This is a genomic window from Alcanivorax sp. HI0044, assembly GCF_001634945.1.
The window spans coordinates 1-682 of record NZ_LWEZ01001861.1; the positions used below are offsets into that span (position 1 = coordinate 1).

The following is a 682-nucleotide window of genomic DNA, read 5'->3' on the forward strand; positions in this document are numbered from 1 at the left end:
TGCGGAGGTGGATTTCACCTTGCCGGCGTAGACTTCGTCTTCGTCCACGGCGTCGCCTGCTTCCGCCATTACACCAAAGAGCACATTGGTGAGAGAGCGATTCATGGCTTTACACATGATGCTGGTCAGGATCAGGCCGGATGCGCCTACCAGGGAACCGGTAATGATCAGGGCGCTGTTGCCCATGACGAAACCGGCCGCAGAGGCTGCCACACCGGAGTAGGAGTTCAGCAGGGCGATCACAACAGGCATGTCTGCACCGCCAATCGGCAGCACCAGGAACAGGCCCAGCACCATGGCTGCTGCCACCAGGCTCCAGAACACCATTTCGTTACCCGGGTTAACCACCAGGTAACCGATACCGACGAGAGAACCGATAAACAGGATGGCGTTAACCAGTTTCATGCCGGGGAAGCCCATGGGCTTGCCGTCGATGAGCTCCTGCAGCTTGGCAAACGCCACAAGAGAACCGGTCAGGGTAACAGCACCAATCAATACGGCCGCGCCGGTGGCGATGATGGATACCGTATCGTTGGCGGAACCACGGAAGAATTCCGCTGAGGCAACAGCAAAGGAGGCACCGCCACCAAAACCGTTGAGCAGCGCAATCATCTGCGGCATGGAGGTCATCTGAACCTTCTTGGCCATGATGGCGCCAATCAGGCCACCGACAACGACGCCG

1 protein-coding gene is annotated in these 682 nt (G+C 58.5%); it reads right to left on the bottom strand.

The window, feature by feature from the left end; translation table 11 throughout:
- A partial coding sequence (locus tag A3730_RS27700; RefSeq protein WP_197477682.1) for an NAD(P)(+) transhydrogenase (Re/Si-specific) subunit beta occupies positions 1 to 682 on the bottom strand: 682 nt, incomplete at both ends.